The 18,362-nt window shown below is 53.7% G+C and carries 15 protein-coding genes; 8 read left to right on the forward strand and 7 right to left on the reverse strand.

Annotated features, from left to right (window positions below):
- The first annotated feature begins 2 nt into the window (after positions 1-2).
- Positions 3-1,043 carry an ABC transporter substrate-binding protein gene (locus KTH_RS06325; RefSeq protein ID WP_497617278.1) on the forward strand — a complete coding sequence of 347 codons (1,041 nt, stop codon included), beginning with the start codon at positions 3-5 and terminating at the stop codon, positions 1,041-1,043.
- Positions 1,044-1,158: 115 nt separating this feature from the next.
- On the opposite strand, the gene KTH_RS06330 is transcribed toward KTH_RS06325, so the two are convergent.
- Positions 1,159-2,661, reverse strand: coding sequence for an amidohydrolase family protein (locus tag KTH_RS06330; RefSeq protein WP_497617280.1), 1,503 nt, complete (start codon positions 2,659-2,661; stop codon positions 1,159-1,161).
- A 604-nt stretch (positions 2,662-3,265) separates the two neighbouring features.
- Positions 3,266-3,820 (reverse strand): GNAT family N-acetyltransferase, encoded by a 555-nt coding sequence (locus tag KTH_RS06335; protein WP_497617282.1) that lies wholly within the window; start codon positions 3,818-3,820, stop codon positions 3,266-3,268.
- 127 nt (positions 3,821-3,947) lie between these two features.
- Here KTH_RS06335 and KTH_RS06340 point away from each other — a divergent pair, with 127 nt between their 5' ends.
- Together KTH_RS06340 and KTH_RS06345 are read left to right on the forward strand one after the other, a co-directional pair.
- Positions 3,948-4,793: a helix-turn-helix transcriptional regulator gene (locus KTH_RS06340; RefSeq protein WP_497617284.1), complete on the forward strand. Its 846-nt coding sequence runs from the start codon at positions 3,948-3,950 to the stop codon at positions 4,791-4,793.
- 64 nt (positions 4,794-4,857) lie between these two features.
- The gene (locus KTH_RS06345) at positions 4,858-5,238 is read left to right on the forward strand and encodes a VOC family protein (protein WP_497617286.1); all 381 of its coding nucleotides are present in this window, start codon (positions 4,858-4,860) and stop codon (positions 5,236-5,238) included.
- Between the two features lie 70 nt (positions 5,239-5,308).
- Here KTH_RS06345 and KTH_RS06350 read toward each other — a convergent pair whose 3' ends face one another.
- Positions 5,309-6,067: an SDR family NAD(P)-dependent oxidoreductase gene (locus KTH_RS06350; protein WP_497617288.1), complete on the reverse strand. Its 759-nt coding sequence runs from the start codon at positions 6,065-6,067 to the stop codon at positions 5,309-5,311.
- Between the two features lie 104 nt (positions 6,068-6,171).
- On the opposite strand from KTH_RS06350, the gene KTH_RS06355 reads away from it, so the two are divergent.
- Positions 6,172-7,050, forward strand: coding sequence for a LysR substrate-binding domain-containing protein (locus KTH_RS06355; protein ID WP_497617290.1), 879 nt, complete (start codon positions 6,172-6,174; stop codon positions 7,048-7,050).
- On the opposite strand, the gene KTH_RS06360 is transcribed toward KTH_RS06355, so the two are convergent.
- Positions 7,045-8,625 carry an ABC transporter permease gene (locus tag KTH_RS06360; RefSeq protein ID WP_497617292.1) on the reverse strand — a complete coding sequence of 527 codons (1,581 nt, stop codon included), beginning with the start codon at positions 8,623-8,625 and terminating at the stop codon, positions 7,045-7,047. The genes KTH_RS06355 and KTH_RS06360 overlap by 6 nt on opposite strands.
- A gap of 3 nt (positions 8,626-8,628) precedes the next feature.
- Positions 8,629-9,501: an ATP-binding cassette domain-containing protein gene (locus KTH_RS06365; protein WP_497617294.1), complete on the reverse strand. Its 873-nt coding sequence runs from the start codon at positions 9,499-9,501 to the stop codon at positions 8,629-8,631.
- Positions 9,502-9,654: 153 nt separating this feature from the next.
- Here KTH_RS06365 and KTH_RS06370 point away from each other — a divergent pair, with 153 nt between their 5' ends.
- A complete protein-coding gene (locus KTH_RS06370; RefSeq protein ID WP_497617296.1) occupies positions 9,655-10,338 on the forward strand; it encodes a magnetosome magnetite crystal formation protein family in 684 nt (227 codons plus the stop codon).
- A gap of 415 nt (positions 10,339-10,753) precedes the next feature.
- Here the strand turns inward: KTH_RS06370 and KTH_RS06375 are convergent, their stop codons facing one another.
- Positions 10,754-11,140 (reverse strand): low affinity iron permease family protein, encoded by a 387-nt coding sequence (locus KTH_RS06375; protein ID WP_497617298.1) that lies wholly within the window; start codon positions 11,138-11,140, stop codon positions 10,754-10,756.
- Between the two features lie 217 nt (positions 11,141-11,357).
- Here KTH_RS06375 and KTH_RS06380 point away from each other — a divergent pair, with 217 nt between their 5' ends.
- Complete coding sequence (locus KTH_RS06380; RefSeq protein ID WP_497617300.1) at positions 11,358-12,098, forward strand: alpha/beta fold hydrolase; 741 nt, start codon at positions 11,358-11,360, stop codon at positions 12,096-12,098.
- Between the two features lie 45 nt (positions 12,099-12,143).
- Here KTH_RS06380 and KTH_RS06385 read toward each other — a convergent pair whose 3' ends face one another.
- On the reverse strand, positions 12,144-13,010 hold the full coding sequence (locus tag KTH_RS06385; RefSeq protein ID WP_111322023.1) for a hypothetical protein: 867 nt from the start codon (positions 13,008-13,010) through the stop codon (positions 12,144-12,146).
- 550 nt (positions 13,011-13,560) lie between these two features.
- On the opposite strand from KTH_RS06385, the gene KTH_RS06390 reads away from it, so the two are divergent.
- Positions 13,561-16,665, forward strand: a complete 3,105-nt coding sequence (locus KTH_RS06390; RefSeq protein WP_111322021.1) for a winged helix-turn-helix domain-containing protein — start codon at positions 13,561-13,563, stop codon at positions 16,663-16,665.
- 141 nt (positions 16,666-16,806) lie between these two features.
- Positions 16,807-18,345, forward strand: coding sequence for an FAD-dependent oxidoreductase (locus KTH_RS06395; RefSeq protein ID WP_111322019.1), 1,539 nt, complete (start codon positions 16,807-16,809; stop codon positions 18,343-18,345).
- The last annotated feature ends 17 nt before the right edge of the window (positions 18,346-18,362 follow it).

The raw sequence follows: 18,362 nt of genomic DNA on the forward strand, positions 1-18,362 counted from the left end.
GAATGATATTAGTCTTCGTGCTGCCGCTGGTGCTTATCCTGCTCGTGGTGTCGCTCTTCTTCTGGCAACAGAATAGACTCAACACTGCAGCAGAAGCGCCTCAGGCGACAGCGACACCGAAGCCGCTTAACAAGCTGACTCTGGCACTCGACTTTACGCCGAATCCAAACCATACCGGCGTCTACGTCGCGCAGCAGAAGGGCTGGTACCGAGAGGCTGGAATTGACCTGCATATTCTGCCCTTCTCGCAAAACTCGTTCCCTGACACCCTCGTGACACAGGGTCAGGCAGACGTCGCGTTTAGCTCGACCGAAACCATTGTGCTCGACGCAGCGAAAAATCAGCCTATCGTTTCGCTTGCCGCTATTCTCTCGCACAACACCTCGGTGCTGGTCACGCGCGATGATGGCTCTATCAAGCGTCCAAAAGATCTGGATGGCAAGAAGTTCGGTAGTTACGGCGCTCCTTATGAGGTGCCCATAGTCAGCACGGCCATCAAGCATGACGGCGGCAAAGGCAACTTCAAGAACATTATTCTTGGAACCGACGCGATTCAGGCTGTCATCACCAAGCAGGTTGACTTCGCCTGGGTGTTTGGCCTCGATGTCGAACAGGCGCGGGCTCAGGGTGCCAAGCTCAAGACCTTCTCAGTCACAGAGTATGGCGTACCCGATTACTACGCACCAAACCTTGTCAGCAGCGAGAAGACCATCAAAGAGAAGCATGATCTGCTGCAAACCTTCATGGAAATCACGCAGCGCGGCTATGACTACGCCAGCAAGAACCCCGAAGAGGCCACCAAGCTGCTGATCGCGGGCGCTCCACAGGGCACCTTCAGCGATGAGAAGCAGCTTGAGCAGGGGCAGCGCTTCGCCAGCTCTCACTATGAGGATGAGGGAATGAAGTGGGGTGTGCAGGACGCAAAAATCTGGAAAGCGTACGTTGATTTCATTTTGAAGACGAATTCCGTCACCGACGATAAGGAAAAGCCAGTCAAAGCACTTGACTCAACAAAGCTCTTTACCAACGAATTTGTGAAATAACGGGATTATCAACAAGCAAGAATGGCTGATACCCATTTTTTTGCCTCCCAATTCCCTGAAATTGGGTCCCTGTTCTTACGTAGGACAGGGACCTTTTCTTCGTAAGAGGTATCGCTTAGATATCCAGCGCACGCAACCGGTCAAAAGCCTGCATCAGTTCGCGCGTATTGGGCACGCTCTCAAGATTCGCCTCAAAACCGGGCCAGATGTTCGCACAGCGCTCCCTGATCTCCTTCTTAACCTCTTCCTCGTCCACGGTCACCATGCGCTGCTGCTCAACCACCACCTGACCATTCACAATCACGGTGTGTACGGCCTGGGCCGGCTCACAGTAGACCAGATGCAGATACGGATCGCGCAGCGGGAAAAACGGCATTGCATTCAGATCAAGCAGCACAAGGTCTGCAAGCCGTCCCGGAGCCAGTTCACCGATCTCTCCCCGGTGATACCCGAGCGCCTCACGACCGCCGATTGTCGCGACTGACCAGAGATGTTCTGCCTTCGGCCACTGTGCATAATCGACATACGCATTATTATGGAGAAGACCCGCCAGTTTTAACGCCCCATACACATTCTGGGTATCATTACTTGCGGACCCATCGCTTCCAAGTGCCACGCGTACACCCGCACGCCGCGCCTCTTCAAGCGGGAAGATGCCGCTTCCAAGCCGCATATTGCTGACCGGGTTATGAATGACCGTCGCACCGCTCTCCGCGATGATTTCGAGATCGCCCGGCTCCACCCAGATACAATGGGCCAGCGAGGTACCGGGACGCAGGACTCCCATATCATGGAGGTAGCGAATACCACCTGTACCTAGCATCCGCTTGATAATGCGCGTCTGAAGCTGCGTTTCAAGCGCATGCAGATGAAGTCCCGTCTCGTAGCGATCAGCCAGCTTGAGGCAGGATTCCAGCAGCGAAGAACTGCACCACTGCACGCCGTTCGGCCCAAGCAGACAGCGCAGCCGACCATCGCCCTGCAAATGCCACTGATCCATGAATGCCTCAAGAGTCGCGAGCTGCTCATCCATCGACGACCAGAGCTCGAAGCGGTCCGAGAACGGGTGCGACGGGAATTCAATACCGTGCTCCTGCCCGAACTCGATCAACAGATCTCGATCCTCAATCATAGGTGCAACAGAAGCACGAATACCGGCATCTCGATACGCCTGCATGGCAGCCGAAAGGTGCTCCCCGGCGATGCCGTCAGCAGTCCAGAGGTGGTCAAGAGTCGCCGTCGTACCCCCCTTGAGCATCTCAATCGCACCAAGCAGCGTGCTCAGGTAGGTCAGACGCGGGGTCCACTCCACAAAGGAACTGAAGAGTGTCAGCCCCCACAGCTCAAGCGGCAGCGGCGGAATAGTAGCTTTCAAGAGGTTCTCGGGCGAATGCGTGTGTCCGTTCAGCAGCCCGGGCACAACCAGCATGCCACTCGCATCGATTACACGGGTATGGCCCGAAACTGGTATGCTACCCGCGGGTCCGATCTGCTGAATCGTCTGTCCAACAATCGAAATATCAAGCGACGTACGCAGCCCCTGCCCCCCTGCATCCGGCAGAAGAGTGCAGTTCTGTAACAACAGGGTCGGCTGCTCGTCAGGTGAAAGAGAAAACATATGTAAAGCTCCATACGTATGGTAGTAGAAATAGGAATGGAAATACGTACATCTATTGTGTAACAAACAGAACTGAGAAGCAAGTATTTAGGGACAATACACCTATTGGTCGCCCGCAGATTTGACACCTACCGACAAGGCGCAAGGAGCAAAAAAGGCTTTCCCCTTTTTAAAAACACCAGAAGCTCCCCACTTCTGCAAGCAGAACCGTAGCTGCTCGCCTGTAGTAATACTAATGCAAGCAAGCGTCATGCAGCCAGTGACAACACTCCATATCAGATGGAGCAGTGATAGCCATATTCTCCTTTTACTTGTCTCCAGTATTTCTGTATTTCCCGCGAGAAGACATACCCCGCAGAAGTAACACCTTCATATACAGCAGAAGTTTACATAACAGGAACATCTCAGAGACACAGCGGAGACCTTTGCATGTCGATACGCGCAGACATTTCGGCTCTATGAGGGCGCAGGCACACACCCGCCCTATCATGCATACGAGAAAGGGCTTCGTGCCGGACTCGATCTCAGCACCACCACACTGGACCGAGATACATAAAAGAGAGGACTGAAGTCACCAGAATGACGACCTCAGTCCTCTCTTCGCTCAGGATTGGGAGCGTTCGCGCCACTCAGCAGCAAGCAGTGAATAGGTTGCCATATCGCACAACTCACCGCGCACCTGCCAGCTTTGCCGCCGCACTCCCTCAAAGGTGAAATCGAGCCGCTCGGCTACAGCACGCGAACGACTATTTCTCACATCGGCCTGAAGCCCCACTCGATTCACACCAACCAGATCAAAGGCATAATGCAGCATCGCTTTTAGAGCGCGCGTCATAACCCCGCGCCCGGTGGCCGCGCGACCAAGCCAGTAGCCAACCTCGGTCGCGCGGGTGAGTGGATCAACTGGAAAAAAGAGGATGCCCCCGACAAGCCGACCGTCCAGCCAGATACCAACCCTGGGTAAACCGCCCTCGGATAAGCTTGTCAGGCCATGCTGAATAAAAGCCCGTGCCGCCCCTATGGTGCGTATCTCATCCGCCCAACCAAGCCACTCCGCAAGGTAGGCACGGTTTTCTTGAACAAATGCCAGGAATTCGGGCGCATGTCGCAATTCAAGCACCTGCAACGTCATATCACCATCCAGATTCCAGGTAAACATGAAGTCCTCCCGATAAATATGTATTTTCGCTCAACCTCGCTACCCAGTATGCCCTACTGACAGGGCTTGAACAACTCCCCGATTTAAGCTAGTATAAAATCTACTACCCAAAAAGAGGCGATGTATAATGAATGAGGCGCAACGCAGGGCAGAACTCTCCCATTTTTTGCGTACACGACGAGAACGACTCTCTCCTGAACAATTTCAGCTACCCAAGGGAGGAAAAAGACGACGTACTCCCGGATTGCGCCGTGAGGAATTGGCTATGCTCGCAGGTGTCGGCCTGACATGGTATGTCAAGCTTGAGCAGGGACAGGACATTCAGGTATCGGCGCAGGTCCTCGAAAGCCTGGCACGCACCCTGCACTTGACGCCCGACGAGCGCACCTATCTCTTTCTCCTGGCACGAGCACACCCACCGATGCCGCTACACACCTCGCACCCCGAGCTCAGCGACAAAGTACAGACCTTCCTCGACGACCTGCACCCGAGCCCGGCATTTGTCATGAACGACCGCCTGGACATTGTCGGCTGGAATCATGCAGCCACGCGCGTCTTCATCGACTTTGCAGCGTTATCCACCTGGGAGCGTCACTTCGTCTGGCTGCTTTTCACCAACGAAGCAATGCGGCGGCTCTATGTGCACTGGGAGCTTGTGGCACAACGTGCCCTGGGCCTCTTCCGAGCTGCCGGAGGACTCCATGCGGGAGAGGGATGGTTCATCGAGCGGCGCGAGAAGCTGATAGAGGCGAGCGAAGAGTTCCGCGCCTGGTGGCCCCGGCACGATGTCGGAGAAGAACACCTTAAACGAAAAGAGCTCTGTCACCCAACCGCTGGACTATTGACGTTTCAGGCCCTGATGCTCCAGGTAGCCGAAGATCCCGGCCTGACTATTTCTGCCTATACGCCGCTTCCTGTGGGCAACACCTGCCAGAAACTGGAGGAACTGGTCAACGCGTCACACCTCAGCTAAATGCAGGACCGTTTCTTTCCTTTTCTCGTTCTATACTCTCAAGAAAGCGAGAAAGGACAAGCACATGAAACTCAACTTCATCTGTCGGCTGGTTAAAGACGTACCTCAAACGGTCCATTTCTGGCGTGAAGTGATGCAACGTCCTATCACCTATTATGATGAGTCGATAGGCTATGCTTCGGTTGATACTGGAGGCACGACCCTGGCCATTTTTAGGCAGGCAGCGTTCTCCCGTATGCTCAATATGGAGATCCCTGAATCGTGTCATACCTACCTCTCATTTCAGGTGGAGAACCTCGATACAACCTTCGCTGATCTGATCCGCCGCGGCGCAAAGGAACTTCTCCCGCCGCAGGATTTTCCGGCATTGCATGCACGTCAGGCATATGTCTGTGACCCTGAAGGTTATCTGATCCAGCTCTACAGCTCGCTGCAAGCGCAATAGAGCGAGTGCGAGAGGGACAGGCCTCGTGTCCCTCTCATTTCATCCTGACAAACGGTACAGCGCATATCTATTATCGCCCGAAGAGCCAGCCGCCATTCACGTTCAGCACCTCTCCTGTCACAAATGAAGCTTCCGGTGAAGCCAGATAGAGAGCCGCCGCCGCGATATCTTCGGGTCGCCCCACGCGTCCGACCGGCGTTTCACGCACTGTCTTCTGAATCCGCTCCTCAGGCACCGCACCGCCAAAGAAGCGCGTCCCCGGGATGAAGCCAGGAGCGATCGCGTTCACAGTAATCCCCTGCGGACTCAGTTCACGAGCCAGTGCAAAGGTCAACCCGTGCACACCCGCCTTCGCAGCAGCATACGCCTGGCCGCCTGCGCTGCTGCCACCAGTGTAGGCACCAATCGAGCTGATATTGATAATGCGGCCTCCCGGACGCGTCAAGTAGGGTGTGATAGCCAATGCCATCAGAAAACTTCCCTTCAGGTTCGCGTTCAGTACTGCATCCCATGTCCGCTCTGCCTGCTCGAAAGGGGTATCTGCGCTCACAGAGCCCATGCAGCCAGCCGCGTTCACCAGCACATCAACCTTCTGCCGGGTCCCCATCATCTGCGCGACAGCCTCGCGAACCTGTACGCTCTCACTGACATCTGCACGATACCATGACGCTTTTTCACCAAGTGCCCTGGCGGCTTCACGCAGCGTCTCCTCATTCCTCCCAACAATCAGCACATCGGCCCCTTGCTGCACGAACGCCCGTGCGATTGCCTGTCCTATACCTCTGTTTCCACCTGTCACAATAACTGTCTGTTGCTCTAACGTGTTCACTTCGTGCTCCTTTCAATTGATGGCAGAAATAAGTATAATAGCAAGAAAGCCGAGTGTCCAATATATAAATGATGACCAATTAATATGCAGGAGATATCACAGAAATGGAGCTACGCCATCTCCGCTATTTTGTCACCGTCGCGGAAGAACTGCACTTCGGACGAGCAGCCGAACGGCTTCATATCGCACAACCGCCGCTAAGCCAGCAGATTCGTCAGCTCGAAGAAGAACTCGGGGTATCGCTTTTTACCCGTACCAAACGCCGTGTGATGCTCACAGAGGCCGGCGCTGCGTTTCGTGAAGAGGCTTTGAAAGCGCTTGCACAGGTTGAGCACGCCGCCGAAGTTGCGCGACGCACGGCCCGCGGTGAGGTCGGACAATTGAACATTGGCTTTGTCGGGACCGCAAGTTACACGCTCCCTCGGCTCTTCAAGCGCTTTCGGGAGCAATACCCCGATGTCGTCCTGACGTTACGTGAGCTTACAACCAGCCAGCAGGTACAGGCACTCTGTGAGCAACAGCTTCACCTCGGCGTGCTTCGGCCCCCGGTCCAGGAGCCCACGCTTCAGGTTGAGATCTTTCACCGGGAAGCCCTGATTGTCGCGTTTCCCGAGGGCCATCGTCTGGCGTCACGCACGGCATTAGCGCTATCCGAGCTGGCAGACGAGCCATTCGTTCTGTTTCCACGTCAGCAGGGCCCGGGCCTGTACGACACGATCATCAACCTCTGTCAGCAAGCAGGCTTTCATCCACGTGTCGCACAGGAAGCAATTCGGATGGAAACGCATGTCGGGCTCGTCGCGGCAGGTTTTGGCGTCAGTCTGGTTCCAGCCTCACTGCAACAACTCCAGCAGGACGGCGTGCTCTACAAGGAGCTTCAGGAGCCCTCGCCCACAATTGCGCTTGCCTTCGCGTGGCGGCGTGATGAAGCAGCTCCGGCGCTGCATGCTTTTCTCCGCCTTGCCAGGTCCTGCTTCTCATAGCAGTAACTGTCTCTTTCGCCCGATGAAGATCAGTATCAGCAGCAGGAGCAGCCCGCCGAGCAGGATACTGGCTAGTTGTAGCTGCATCCCCATCGATAGCGGTGCCAGATAATCCAGCCCCGGGAGATGGTTGACGGGTCCGATATACCACCAGGCCAGATAGAGCACCTCAAACAGCCGCCCGTTGCCAACCCAGATGCCAAATGCCATCGCCAGCGAAGGGATAAACAGCACGACCAGACATATCGCCATCAGTTTTCCAGTGCTGCCCTCTATCCCCAGGCGTATTACCAGACCAGCAAGCATAAGCAGCGTGCAGAGCACCCCGGCAAGCCATTGCATCGGCAAGTGACGGAGCAGCGGATGCGGTACAGCAAAGACTGTTTGCTGTGTTCCACAACGCGTCTCCAGGCTTCCCAGGCTCGACCAGAGAAACAGCGGCCAGATGGTCGCCAGCGGGTACAGCATATACTGAGAGAGCCCGGATGGCACGGCCAGCATGATGACATTCAACAACACAAGCGCCCCATACCACCACATTGAGCGCCCTTTCAACAACAACACCAGCTCTCCCTGAAGCACTTTGAGCCAGCGCCCCCGCGTTGTCCCGTGTAGCAGCGGCGTTAAAGGCACAGAAACCGGTATACGTATCTGATTGCTTCCATGTTCTGGCAACTTCTCCATGATATGACGCTTATTGCTCGCTCTTGCCGGATCAAAGCGCGAGAAAAAGAGCGATGCTATCAGCGCGAGGGCGCATGCAATGCCGATCCAGAGGAGACGCTGAAGCAGAATGTCACCGGTCCACTCAATGCCCTGCCACATGAACACCTGCAGTCGTCCGGGATCATTAAATGTCAGCCCGAGCGATGTTTCACCCGTAAAATGCGGGAATGATCGCAGTAGAAATGCATGGACCTGCTTGAGCGGTACCGATATCCCGAACGGATCAAGCATTTCAACTCGCGCCCCCGTCGATCGCTGCCCGAGAAACGCAAGTACAATACTTATAAAGAAGTAGACTACATTGCCGAGACTCCCCCGTAACCAGGACACCATTTCAAAGAATACCGCCAGTGCCGCAGGTATGAAAATTGCGGGGAGCGTCAGAAACAGAAATGGACTCAACAGCGCCCAGAGATCAAGCCGCATGTCTTCGGCCCGTAAAAACTGGGTTCCGCCCGCCACAATAGCTGTTGCACCAACCATCGACGCCAGAACCGCCACATTACTGAGCATTTTACCCAGGATATACACAAATGTATGTAGTGGGGTCGACGCGATAATCTGTCCCACACGCGTCTGTTGATCACGCTCTATCCCATTTTTGACCAGATAGAAGCCCACAATCGGCAACCAGAGCGAGGCCACCAGCGCAATCTGCATGCCGACCCACGCCGAGTTATACATTCCCCGAAACATACCCAGGTTCAGAGTTTGATACGGGCTGCTCTGTGGCGGCAGGTAGAAATAGGCAGCAAGCATGCTCAACACCAGCATCACAAAAAAGCTATAGCGCCTCATTCGCTCGCGAAAATCGGCCAGAATCAGGTGAAAAAGCGCACGCAAAACCATATCTCATCCTCCAAACCGGGAAAAACGGACAGCGTAGAGATAGGCATCTTCCAACGACGGAGCAAGCGGCCTCGCATCGCGCATAGGCGGCAACTCCGACAGCACGCGCACATGAATGCCATCACTTCGTCTCCACATACCGCTAACCGCGAACCGCTCACGCACGTCCAGAACGTCGGTGGTAACAAGCTCCCAGACGCGCCCTTCAACTCGTGCTATCAACTGCTCTGGTGTGGCATGAGCAAGCAGCCGACCATTATTCACAATCGCGATCGTGCTCGCCGTCGCCTCAACATCCGACACGATGTGCGTCGACAGAATCACGATTCGCTCGCCTGAAAGGTCGGTCAGGAGGTTGCGAAAGCGTACGCGCTCCTCAGGGTCCAGACCCACGGTTGGCTCATCCACGATCAACAGCCGCGGATCGTTCAGCAACGCCTGTGCAATGCCGACCCGTTGCCGCATACCCCTCGAATAGCTACCAAGCGGACGTTTTCGCGCCTCTGTCAGATTGAGATTCTCAAGCAACTCCTGAATCCGCCGCCGCGCTGCCCGACCATCCAGCCCCTTGATCGCGGCCATATATTCGAGAAATTCCTGTGCACTCAAATGCGGGTAGATCCCAAAATCCTGCGGCAGGTAGCCAAGCACCGAACGCAGCACATGAGGCCGCCGAGCAATGTCGATACTATCCCAGAGCACCCGCCCCTCGCTCGCCCGGGTAATAGTTGCCAGAATCCGCATCAGCGTTGACTTCCCGGCTCCATTGGGACCGAGCAGACCCAGAATACCCGGTCCTAGATCCAGATGGAATTGACGCAATCCCCAGAAATCCCCTTTGTATCTTTTTCCTACATTCTCTATAATGAGTCTCATCAATATATCGCCTTTCGTATTCATTTTTGAGAAGCATGCTTCTGAGAACGTAGCAAAAAGTATGACAGGGAAGTGCCCTAAAAACGAGAACGATTTCTAGCCTGATACTGTACAAATATTGAACATTTCAGCCAAAGGAGGGGAAAAGAAGGCATGGACAAAGCACGAAATGAACTGTTACGGCGGGAACGGGAGAAACGGGGCTGGTCGCAGGCACGAGTCGCAGAGCAGATCGGAACCGAAGCAGTCAATGTTAGCCGGTGGGAACGTGGCTACGCAACGCCATCACCCTATTTTCGCGAAAAACTCTGTCTGCTTTTCGGCAAAGATGCGCGCGAACTCGGCTTTCTGGAAAACGAAGAGAAGAACAGCGAATCGGCTTCCCAGGCCACCGCAGAGGAAGTTATTCTGGTACAGCCGCTTCCGGTTTCCCATGCTAAAATTGACCTTCCAGGGAACGCATCCCGCTGGTGGGCAGGTGTCAGCCATATATTTGGCTGGCTGAGCGGGCTCTTCCTCTTTCTCCTGAATCGGGACCGCTTTGTGAGATTTCACAGCCTGCAAGCGCTTTTCTTTTTCGGAGCATCTAATATTCTGTCATGCCTCATTTTATGGATGATGTCAGTAGTAGAAAAGATGTACGCGAATCCAACACAAACGCTGATAAATGGATCACTGGCACTGCTTCTCTTCCTTCTCAACCTGTTCACATTCATCGTCTGGGTCGTCGGGATCATCCAGGCGTGGCGCGGGAAGTACTACCCCTTCCCTTTCGTTGGGAGCTTGAGTGAGCGCCTGGTTGGTCGGTCACTCGCCCTTGCACAGAGAAGCAAGTAAAACTTGTTTGCATACTCTTCTCCAGATAAAAAAGATACTATTTTTTACCCGGAATATGCACCCGAAAGCACGCCATCCAATAGTGCTACGCATAGCTATTTGCTATGTACGCGTACTCTTTTACTGCTATATCAAAAGGGACCTGCACTGAAGCAGATAGACAGGAAGAAATAATGAGGACCCAGATGTCAGCGCTTCTCATGCGATCTCTATCAGGGGAATGGGCCGCACCTCCGGGGCCCGTTTCTGAAAGGCTTTCTTTCGGTCTGATGAGCGTTGCACCGGGTTCTGAGAGGCAGTGTTCTCGCAGCGCGTCACAGGAGAGGGAGTCTCGACCTTTGAACAGGGGCCTGTCGGGCTGAAGAGCGATCTTCCTGCTGTACGATTGCCTGCTTCAGCCCCACAAGCTCCTTGTTCAGGATGTACCCTTCCTCTTTTGAAGATGATGCTGCGCCTGTTTTGCCATATGCTCATAGTGCTTCTGTAACTTCTCCAGCTCTTTTTCAGTCATATCCTCGATGTTCAGCATGCTATTATCCGCGCTTTTCAATGCTCGAATGATCTCATCAAGCTTTACCTGCATAGCCTCACTATCACGATTCTGCGTATTCTGGATGAGAAATACCATCATAAAGGTGATAATGGTGGTACCGGTGTTGATAACGAGTTGCCACGTATCAGAAAAGTGGAAGATCGGCCCGGTGATGCCCCAGATCACCACCGCCAGCAGCGCAAGACAAAATGCAAGTGGATGACCGAGCATCCTTGACATCAGCTTTGCAAAACGTGAAAAGTGCAACATGGCAAATCATCCTTCCTACTTCAAGGAATGTGCTGGAAACAGCGTCATTGCACACACACTCCTACCATAGATACGGTCTAGAAGCCAATACAGGTTCAATGGAAGAGGATTTTGAACTGCAAATCTATAGACATTTCTAACTACTGAAGACAAATCGAAGTTACAGCACGTATAATGAGAAATGAGCAGAATAGCTCTTTCTAATAAGGAGGTGCTTATGCAGTCATCACTTCATCTGACACGGCAACCCGTTGCAGGACGTACTCCACTTCTCTGCATCCCGGGCACGTATTGCAGTCCCGAGGTCTTCGAGCTCATTGACGAGCGCCTATTTCCAGAGATCCAGGTGCTTCCCATCTCCTGGATGACATCGCCCGGTCCCTGGGATATCCCAACCCTCGGACAGCGTGTGCAGCAGCTTGCCGAGGAGCTTGGTCCCTGCCTGCTTGTCGGGCATTCAACTGGAGGTGCAATCGCCCTGGCCGCCGCTCTGTCCAATCCCGCGTCATTTCGCGGTTTGCTGCTCTCTGATACCGGAGCGAATATGCACGGGCATGGGGACGTATCCAGCATTCTCAAAATAATCGAGCAAGGAGCCACCGGATCGGCGTTCTTTCAACAACTGATGAAACGAAGCTTTCTCCATCAACCTGAGCCCGCCCTGCTACAGCGTCTGCTGGAGTATGCAGAAAATGTACCCTCCGAAGCCGCATTACAGGCGCTCCGAAGTCAGGCGGCACTGGATCTTTCTAACGACCTCTCGCGGCTTATGCTCCCGGTCATCGTGATGCATGGTCGCCATGACCAGGCGCGGCCAATAGCGCACGCGCAGCTTCTCTCTCAGCGGCTCCCCACTGCTGAGCTCTTTCTTCTTGATTCAGGTCACACTCCGATGGTTGAGGTTCCTTCAGAGTATGAACGGCTCCTGCGCCGCCTTATCATGCGCTCTGCGAGCTAGACAGGCCGAGAGGTGGGCACAGGACCCCTGGCCCACCTTGCAACCCTATGAGAGAAGCTTTTTCAGGCGTCCGAGCGGCGCCAGAACGCGATGAAACGGCAACATGCGTTCATACACCAGCGGGTCCAGCGCCTCATGCTCCATTACAGCACAGGTTTCCACTATTTTTGTAAGTTCAAGTACAGCGATCCCACGAGCTCCACTGAATAAATGATCGTAGCGTACCTCTTTCATCTCTTCAGCCGTTGCTTCGACCCAGCACTGACGCGGGTTGCGCCACTTCTTTTCCCGTGCAACCCATTTCATGTACCCGACCGTTACGGCCTCGCGTGGCATGCCATACCGCAGGAAAAGCCGTTCCAGATACTCGCTACTGAACTGGATATACCAGCCGCCATCCAGCAGTTTGCCAAACGGTACCGTGATCAACGCTTTCCCACCCATTTCCAGCAGCTCATAGAGCCGCACAATCGCCTTCAAGGGGGCTTCCAGGTCGCTTCTGACACTCGTTTCACCGAAGCCCCCGGTGGGATCGCTTCCCTGGCCTACATGCTCAACTGTTGATATAGAAATAATGGATTGAAACCGTTCCTCAGCCGGCTGCATATCCATAATATCGCAATTGTCGATCCCATCTCCCTGCTCGAACTTATCGACAATCCGTCGAGGCGGCAGGGTGCCAGTCTCATAATACTGCAACACATTACCCACTTCCAGCAGAGAACCGCTTTGGCGCTGCAAGAACTCCAGCGCTATCGGGATCTCAATTGCCCGTTCCGCTCGATTATTAAAGGGAATCCGATTATAGAAAAGCTGTTTTCCTTGAAAGTAAAAGTGTGGTTCCCAGGTACCAGGGGACCATTCTTGTAGACGAACTCGATCACCACTTGTTGAAGAATATGTCTTTACCACAGATTTCTTCTCTCCTTCTTAACATACTGCATCTAAATTAAAAGCAAAAATAGAGGCCATATCTGGCTATTGAGAAAAAAATGAAAATAAGAGAAACTCTTCTCCATGAACGGAAAGGTTCTGTTTATGGCATTTCTTCTTTCAGTATACTCAAATGGTGATACCAGAGCAGATAAAATGAGTTTGAGAGTGCATGCTTTCAGCTCCCTGTCACAGTCCTGCTAACGCTCCCCTGGTAGCGCTAGCACTCAGGAGTACAGATACTTGGTATGAAGAATACCAGATTCCAGAGGAAAAACGCAATACTCAGGCAAAATAATACCAGAACCACAGCAGGAACGTTCGCAAAAAAAGAGGCAACACATCTCCCTCTTACTCATTTTACTCTTTCTTTCACTTCTTCTTTCAACAGACTTCACTCAGAGTAGAAAACACAACAATAAGTGCCAGGCTGTTGTATTCGCATTGCAATGAGACAGACATTTACCTGATTCCGACTGATGTGTTATACTTTCCGTGTACGTCCGGCAAAAAAATCGAGGGGAGCACAATGTCTCGCGCAAATCTTCCTCTACTACGCTTCTCATCTCACACCAATGAATATGAACTCGTACAAAATCATGAGCTACAGGTTATTACGTCTTCAATAGAGTGGAATAATATATCTTCTTCACTTTCCTCTTTTCTCTTTGAGGATCGAAATGGTGCTCAGTATACTATCCGCAAGGAGCACTTTCAACATGGTGACACGCGCTGGTATGCGTACCGTACTCTGCACGGTCGCACACAGAAGCGCTCCCTGAGCCAGACGAGCATGCTATCTCGTGATCAGTTAGAGACGGTCAGTGCTCTCTTCTCGCCCACAACAAGGCCAGGCCATCCCGCTCCTGAGGCCAGTTTGCTCCTCGAAACCAAGCTCCATCCGCCGCTGCTTCCCGCCTCATTAATTGAGCGCACGCACCTGCACGCGCAGCTTGACACCTGCCTGACACACAAGCTTGTCTTGCTTCAAGCCCCGGCAGGTTTCGGCAAAACAACGCTTGTCAACCAATGGCTCGCGACGCGCCCCATCTCGCGCGCCTGGGTCTCGCTTGACGAACGAGATAACGACCTGCTCCGCTTCTGGCGCTATATCATCGCAGCCTGTCAGCAACTTCTCAGCCCTGAACAGCAGCCAATCGGACAGGCAGTCCAGGCACAGCTTCAGCGCTCTCCCGCTGATCTACCGACGCTTGATACTGTGCTGACTCCGCTTCTCAACGCGCTGGCAGCTCCGTCCTCCGGCGGCTTGCTTGTGCTGGACGATTACCATGTAATCAACGAGCCACTTGTTCACGAAACGCTTGCTTTCTTCGTCGACTATCTGCCCGAATCGACACATATTCTACTTCTTTCACGTACCGAGCCTGAATTACCGCTTCTCCTCTGGCGCGCCAGAGGGGAACTCAGCGAGCTGCGTGGAGCGGACCTTCGCTTCTCGCGGGCAGAAATGAGTGATTTTCTGCGGAAGATCCTGCCATTCTCGCTCTCAGATGATCTCTTAAAGCGGCTTGAGAGCACAATTGAGGGGTGGGCTGCCGGACTGCGACTTCTCTCGTTGACCCTTGCACGCTGGCGCACCGCTGAGGCAATCGAGCAAGCAGTCTATGCCTCATCCACACGCGCACCGGGCATGCTCGCAGGAGAGGCCGACACCCTGCACCACTCCCTGCTTGACTACTTCGCCAGCGAGATTCTGGCAACACAGCCCGAGCCCATACAGCTCTTTCTGCTACAAACAAGTATTCTCGATCGGCTCTGTGCGCCGCTTTGTAACGCCGTAACCGAAAGCGAACAGGGAGCCGATCTTCTTGAGACAATCGACCGGGCAGGGTTGTTTCTTGATGAGCTGGAAGGGCCGGGGCGCTGGTATCGCTATCATGCGCTCTTCGCCGAGGCAATGCGCCGCGAGGCTGCTCGCCGTCTGGGTGAAACCGCCTTACAGGCTCTTCTGTTGCGGGCAAGCGAGTGGTACGAACGCGAGGCCTATCTGACCGAAGCCATCGACGCGGCATGGCTGGCATCCGACCTTGAGCGTGTCGCGACGCTGATCGAGCAGGCAAACAGGCGGAATTATAACGAGCCACACACTATTCAACGCTGGCTTCACCACTTCCCGGAGAACCTTTTGCAGGCGCATCCCCTCCTTTGTCTGCTTCTGGCAACCGAGCTTTGTTTCCCTATACAGCTTCGTCTCGCTCAAAAAGCCGTTTCAAGGGACGAGCTGCTGCAAGCCACGGAGCAAGATCGCGCTCGTAGCGAAGCACTTCTTCAGCGGGCTGAGAAAATATGGCGCGACATGGGACAATTTCCCTGGATCGGCGCGATTTACGCGCACCGGGCCCTCCATGCGTTGACGCTTAACGAGCCGTTCTCACTTGTTATACAGCATGCGAAGCAAGCACTTCACTACTTCCAGGGATTTGAAACGACTGATCCGCGCCTTTTCATGTATCGTGCATCAGTACAGCATTTTTACAGTATTGAACAGATTCGCCTCGGCGCTATCGATGAAGCTCAACGCCTGCTTACTCTGGCTCAAAAAGATCTCGTTCCGCCCGAGAACCGATTTCTTGCCACTGATATTCAGTTGATGCAGGGAAGATGTGCGCTGTTGCAAGGGAAACTGCATGAAGCGCATAACCTATTTCACGATCTGCTCTCAGTAAGTGAGGATATAAGCGATGCTGAGATGCATATTGATATCCTGCTCAACCTTGCCAGTATTGCGTTTGAACGTAATGAACTTGACGCTACAGAGCGTCTTGCCTCAGAAGCATTACAAATGGCACAGACAAATCCAATACAGGCTTTCATCGATAGAGCGAAACTCGCGCTTGCACTTGTTCAGTACGCTCGGGGAGAAATGCAGGCAGCGCTGGCCCATCTGGAAGCGCTGCAAGCCGTTCCACAGCAAGACGAGAGTCCCAATCATTTCCAGCTCCCCCTGCTGGTTCACGAGTGGGTGCAACGCCTGCGGCTCGCGAGCGGCAAACTTCACGCGCTTCCCGAACCAGATAAGACTTCTCCCTCTTTTGCTCTTTATCTGCGAGATGGCATTCTCCTCGGGCGTCTCTGGCTGGCTCAGGGAAGATATCAGGAGGCAATCAGGCAGTTTACTACACTTCTTCCCGAGGCTTGCAAGCACCTGCAACTCTATCGAGTCGCCGAGCTTCGGCTTTTGCTCGCTCTGGCCTATAATGCCTGTAAGCAGGAACAGCAAGCCCTTGAACGGTTGCGGCAAACACTATTGCAGACCGCTCATGAGGGCTGTATTCGCCTCTATCTGAATGAAGGTGCACCCTTGCTTCATCTATTACGCGTCATCTTACCTTCTGTACAACATGACGCAATCCTTCGCCCATACATTCAGCGCATCTTAGAAGCAGCACATTCTGGAGAGAAACGAACAGACAGCCAGCTTCTCGAGCCGCTTTCACTACAGGAAGAACGAGTTCTGCGCTTACTTGCAGCAGGATGGAACAATCAGGATATTGCTGACGAAATGATTATATCAGTCAATACCGTGAAATACCACATTAAGCGTCTGTATCAAAAACTCGGCGTCAGCAATCGCACTCAGGCGGGCGAGGTAGCGCACCGGCTCGGCCTCTAACCCCTACCCACCCCGACTACCCGTTTCACTATCCATGTGGGTAGTGTTTTTCTGCTCTGCCTCGGCTATACTTTCAACAGTCGCAAAAGAAAAAGTGCACTTGAATAAACACCAGTATAGAGAGAAGGAAAGAGCATTAGAATGAACATAAATGAATCAAATAATAGTAAAAGAGTATTGATTATCGGTAGTGGTATTGCAGGCTTGCTGACAGCCCGCGTCCTTTCTGAACAATACGAAGAGATCTGTATCATCGAGCGCGATACGCAGCCTCAGCAGCCCGCACCGCGTGCTGGTGTGCCGCAATCCTTTCATCTGCATCAGTTCATCCCTCGGGGAGAAGCCATCGTGCAGCGCCTGTTTCCGGACTTCGTCAACGATATCAAGGAGCTCGGAGCCTTTGAGCTTCAGCAAGCAACGATCCAGATGTTCAACCCATTTGGTGCATTGCCCTTAGGGAACGGAGAAGGTTTCACTTATAGTAGAGGGTTGCTTGAATGGGCAATCCGTCAGCGGGTTCAGGCGCTCCCTAACGTACGCATTCTCTATCAGCACGAGGTCATTGAGCTGATGGCAACGCCCGATAGAACCAGGGTGATCGGTGCATACATCCGGCCACGTGGACAGGTCGAACAGCGTATAGAGGTTCAGGCTGATCTGGTGATCGATACGTCCGGACGCTCTTCTAGAACGCCACGCTGGCTAAGCGACCTCGGCTATACGCTTGCCGAAGACGAGTATGTGACTACCGGAATTGGCTACAGCACCCGCAATTATCGCATTCCACCCGAGAAACGCAATATAGCCCTTGTTGTCATCGATCCGCATGCCTCAAGCGGCCACCTGTCAGGCGGCGTACTCAAGGCGATTGAAGACGACACCTGGGCAGTCTGCTTGAACAGCGCAGGTGATCAGTATCCTCCAACCGATGCCCGAGGCTTTGAAGAAGGGCTCGCCCGGCTCTACAACCCGATTCTGGCTGAGATTCTCCACGATGCCGAACCGCTCACCGAGCCGCGTGGCTTCCGTCTCCCTGTCTGCTTACGCCACCATTACGAGCAGATGAAGCGCTGGCCCGCCGGCCTGCTTGTTCTGGGGGACGCGCTCTGCTTCTTTGACCCAATCTACGGGCAGGGTATGACTCTTGCAGCGATTGAAGTGGAGACGCTTGCCACCTGCTTGCAGGAGCACAAAGGGCAGCCGAACTTCGAGCACTATGTGCTGCAACGGATGCAAGATGCCATCGCTCCGGCATGGTGGCGCAGCACCATCGAGGATCTTCGCTGGCCCGGCGTAACCCATATCGGCCCCGAGCCACTGAAGGGCGTCACATTGCTGCACAAATACTTTGACCTCTGCCTTCGCATCTCAACACAGCAACTCAACAGCCTGGCACAGGAGGGCAAATTCGAGCCGCAATATATGAGCTACTTCCTGATGAACTGGCTTTTCATCTCACCGCGTGATGTCGTCAATCCGCGCATGCTTGAGATGTACCTGCAACATGTGTCGCCAGCCGAAAAGGAAGCCATTCTCGCCGATCTGCGCGAGGGCTATAACCAGGACCTTGAAACGCTTTTGGATGAAGCTGTTCCACCCTTTGCCTTCGATTTCGGATCGGCAGCCGAGGGCGAGAATCCAGAAACAATGCAGCAGGAGAAAACAACAACTCTCTTATAAGAAGAAAAGGAGTTCAA

Source organism: Thermosporothrix sp. COM3 (assembly GCF_059696735.1).